The organism is Thiolapillus sp., from assembly GCF_048562965.1.
Taxonomy (GTDB): Bacteria; Pseudomonadota; Gammaproteobacteria; order Chromatiales; family Chromatiaceae; genus Thiolapillus; species Thiolapillus brandeum_A.
In genome coordinates, this window is sequence record NZ_JBHNMF010000326.1 from 1 (window position 1) to 3,772 (window position 3,772).

4 protein-coding genes are annotated in these 3,772 nt (G+C 57.3%); 1 reads left to right on the forward strand and 3 read right to left on the reverse strand.

Annotated features, from left to right (window positions below; all coding sequences use genetic code 11):
- Positions 1-33: 33 nt before the first annotated feature.
- Entirely contained in the window at positions 34-747 is a 714-nt protein-coding gene (locus ACOCD2_RS14165) for a DUF3379 family protein (RefSeq protein ID WP_293647451.1), read from the forward strand.
- Positions 748-837: 90 nt separating this feature from the next.
- On the opposite strand, the gene rph is transcribed toward ACOCD2_RS14165, so the two are convergent.
- The 3 genes from rph to ACOCD2_RS14180 form a co-directional block, all read right to left on the reverse strand.
- Positions 838-1,563: a ribonuclease PH gene (gene rph, locus ACOCD2_RS14170; RefSeq protein WP_293647453.1), complete on the reverse strand. Its 726-nt coding sequence runs from the start codon at positions 1,561-1,563 to the stop codon at positions 838-840.
- Between the two features lie 146 nt (positions 1,564-1,709).
- Positions 1,710-2,573, reverse strand: coding sequence for a PP2C family protein-serine/threonine phosphatase (locus ACOCD2_RS14175; RefSeq protein ID WP_293647455.1), 864 nt, complete (start codon positions 2,571-2,573; stop codon positions 1,710-1,712).
- Entirely contained in the window at positions 2,528-3,712 is a 1,185-nt protein-coding gene (locus tag ACOCD2_RS14180; protein WP_293647457.1) for a serine/threonine protein kinase, read from the reverse strand. The genes ACOCD2_RS14175 and ACOCD2_RS14180 overlap by 46 nt, the downstream gene beginning before the upstream one ends.
- Between the last annotated feature and the right edge of the window lie 60 nt (positions 3,713-3,772).

The window sequence follows — 3,772 nt, forward strand, 5'->3', positions numbered from 1 at the left end:
GGTTAATACTAACTGCAGCCGGAACATACCACCATGAATTGTGAGCAATTCCAGAACCTGTTGATGGAAGATCCTTTCCGCGGGGAGCGTGATTTCCTCGAACACCGCGATCATTGCATTCCCTGTGCCCGTGAATGGCGGCAGGCCCAGGAATTCGAAGCTATCCTGCGTGCGGCCGTTTCAGTGCAGCCGGAAAAGGAACTGGAAGCGGGTACGGTGATCCAGCGCTCAACCGGCTGGTGGCGCCAGACCTGGGTCAGGGCCGCATCGGTGCTGCTGCTGATCGGTGTGTCCATAGCCGGATTCAACCTTGCCCAACAGCTGTTTTCTGCCGAAAATCTGCCCCAGCTTGTGGTGCGCCACATCCAGAAAGAACCGGAAATGCTGGGCCGGCAGCGGCCCCTCGGTGAAATGGAGCTGATGAAAGTGCTCACACCCATGGAATTCAGCCTGGTGGCCATTCCGAGGGACATCACGGCGGCGGCTCCCTGCTGGATACGCAAAGGCCGGGGTATGCATCTGGTGGTGCAGGGTATTCACGGGCCGGTGACGGTTCTGCTGATGCCTGGCGAGCATGTGCCCAGGGCGCAGAATGTGGCTGCCGTTTCGCTGTCAGGCAGCCTGGTTCCAACGGAATGGGGAAGCATGGCTGTGGTCAGCCATGCCGGTGACGACGTCACCCCGTTGCTGCATTCCCTGCAGCGCGATGTGCGCTGGAAGGGAATGCCTGCCTCGGTGTCCTTTTGACCGCCTGTCCTTGCGTTGCCTGCGGAGCGCTGAAAAAACGGGAGTTGTTGTGCCCCCAATGGATTTGACCTGAGAGCAGCCTGCAGGCCGTCAGCTTGACGGGACTTCCAGCGCCTTCTGCTGTTCGGCAATGATTTCCTTGATGCCCTTGTCCGCCAGGGCGAGCATCCGGTTCATCTCTTCGCCACTGAACACGGCGCCTTCCGCGGTACCCTGTACCTCGATGAAACCGCCGTTTTCATTCATTACCACGTTCATGTCGGTTTCTGCATTGGAATCCTCGGCATAGTCCAGATCCAGCACAGGCGTGCCCGCATAGATGCCTGTGGAAACGGAAGCCACATGGTGGATGATGGGGTTTTCCTGCAATCGTCCTTTTTTCAACAGCTGATCCACCGCCAGCGCCAGGGCGACGAATCCGCCGGATATGGATGCTGTACGTGTGCCGCCATCTGCCTGTATCACGTCGCAGTCAAGCGTGATTGTATGCTCACCGAGCTTTTTCAGATCCATGGCAGCACGCAGGGAGCGCCCGATAAGACGCTGTATCTCCATGGTGCGCCCACCCTGTTTTCCCCGGGCGGCTTCGCGTCCCATGCGGCTGTTGGTGGAACGTGGCAGCATGCCATATTCGGCGGTGACCCAGCCGCCCTGATCTTTGTCCATCCAGCGGGGTGTGCGTTCCTCCACGGTAGCTGTGCAGATGACGCGGGTATCGCCAAAGCTGACCAGAACGGAACCTTCTGCGTGTTTGGTGAAGCGGGTGATAAAACTGACTGGGCGCATTTCATCGTCGGCGCGGCCGCTGGGTCTCATGGATCTTTCCTCTGTGAATACGGGATTGCGGGTGATGTTACCGTCTCGTCTCCTTCGGCGCCAAGGAGTTTCCGGCAAGGTCCGGGGCCGGATGCGGGTTCGGGGAGCAGTACGGTACCTTTCTGAAAAAGGAGGCTGTCGAAATCTCAGCCCTCGGCAATATTTTCGGTAATCAGCGTATTGAGATGATCGATGGCGGACAGCAATTCATTCTCACTGTCTCCCGCATAGGATACGGCGTGCATACCGCAGTTCCTGTCATCCACGCGAATGCTCAGGGCGCTGATGTTGTCACTGCGGGACTGGCCGTTCTTCTCGGCTGAGGAACTGAGCATGTGCAGGGCCTTTTTCAGGGGAAAGACGTTGCACAGGGTTTCTACCAGCTGTTGCTGGGGCAGCTGACTCCACAGGCCATCGGAGCAAAGCAGCAGCACATCTTCAGGCTGAAGCGGAAATGGTGGTTCCGTGGAAGGCATGGGTGCGCTGCGCTGGCCACCGACACAGCGGGTCAGGGCGCGGTTGGCAGGATTTTCCTCTCCCCGGGCATTGCGCTGGGGTACGCTGTGATCCGTGGATTGCAGGATGATTTCGTTGTCCCGCAAAAGGTAGAAGCGGCTGTCACCGGCGTAGCTCCAGTAGCAGTTGCCGTCCTGGATCAGCGCCATCACCACAGTGGTGCGCGGAGTGATCACCGGATCCTGGGATTGCCCATACTGATTGATCAGCTTATGGGCGTGAGCAACGCAATGATGAAAGAAGAACTGGGGGCTGCTGATGGGTTTGGGGGTCTTGGTGAAAAGCTGTTCACACACGTTGAGCATGATCTGGGCAGCGACCTCGCCTCTGGGATGACCGCCCAGTCCGTCGGCAAGCACCATCAGGCAGCTCTGCCCATAATTGAAGATGGCACAGCGGTCCTGATTGTTGGAGCGGTCACCCTGCAGTGATATGCGTGCGGTTTCCATCAGCCTGCCTTGCGAGCGCCGGATTTCGCCGGCGCTGCCAGCCATGGAGAGCGAAGCGAAGGCTGGTAGACCCCAGTAGCCGCGAGGCCGCACTGTTTTCCCGGCGTGCCTTGCGCCAGAGGGAAAACAAAGTAGGTCTCCGAACGCGGCGTCCAGTCATTGGGAGCCAAGTACGGAGCAGCAACGAGCTTGCGAAGTTGTTGTGTAGTGCTTGGTGACCAGGACGGCTGGGGCACCAATAGGTTGTCAAAGGCCGAGTCGATTTTGGGGACTGGGATGTCCCAAAATCTATCACGAGGCCGAAGACACGCTTGATCTTTATTGAGTTGCTTTAGCAATAGAGCGGCAGATTGTATCCGTTTTTGAGGGTCGATTTCCATGGCATGGTCGATAGCCTGCAAAATGTGACGCGGATAACGTTTTCCAAAGGCTTCCACCGCGGGCACCATGGTGTCCTTGGCATGACGCTCGATGGCTGTCGGTGGCGGCTTTCCTTCGATACAGGTGCGCATGCTCGCACCGATGGCATAGATATCTGTCCAGGGACCGACTTTGCTGATGCCGCGGTATTGTTCTATGGGCGAGAAGCCGGGGGTAATAACCTGCGCCTTTTTCTTGCCTTCGGTGCTCAGATGATAAACTGCGCCAAAATCCAGCAGCAGCGGCCTTCCTCCCGGCCGGATATGGATATTGCCGGGCTTGATATCCAGGTGCAGGTGCTGTGCGTTGTGAATCAGTTCCAGGGCGTCCAGCAGGGGCGGGAAAACGGTCATGAGAAAGCGTGTACTGAGCCCCCCCTTGCGGCGCTTGATATAACGGCCGAGATTCTTGCCCGGCTGGTAGTCCATGACCAGGTAGGCGGTTTCATTGTCCAGAAAACAGTTGCGCACATTGACGATATTGGGGTGGCGCAACATGGCCAGCGCCTTGGCTTCGAGAAAGAACAGCCTCAGGCCGCGGTAGAACTTGTCCTTGGCCTCTTCATTGGCAAATATGATCTCGCCTTTCTCATTACGGTTGCCGAAACGCTTGGGCATGTACTCCTTGATTGCCACCTCGTCATGGGAATCTTCCTCTTCACCAAGGTATATGAGGCTGAACCCACCGCTGCCGATGAGCTTGTGTACCTTGTAGTAGTCCAGCCGGGTGCCCGAAGGCAGCGGCTCGCGTTTTTCCGATGACATGAAGTGTCTGTATTAAAAAAGCTGAAGTTTCCCAATTTTTTGGAGCAATGAATATTAGAG

Excerpts from the sequence above, each read along its gene's own strand:
- ACOCD2_RS14165 (WP_293647451.1), top strand. The coding sequence starts at position 34 with ATGAATTGTGAGCAATTCCAGAACCTGTTGATGGAAGATCCTTTCCGC.
- rph (WP_293647453.1), bottom strand. The coding sequence starts at position 1,563 with ATGAGACCCAGCGGCCGCGCCGACGATGAAATGCGCCCAGTCAGTTTT.
- ACOCD2_RS14175 (WP_293647455.1), bottom strand. The coding sequence starts at position 2,573 with ATGGCTGGCAGCGCCGGCGAAATCCGGCGCTCGCAAGGCAGGCTGATG.
- ACOCD2_RS14180 (WP_293647457.1), bottom strand. The coding sequence starts at position 3,712 with ATGTCATCGGAAAAACGCGAGCCGCTGCCTTCGGGCACCCGGCTGGAC.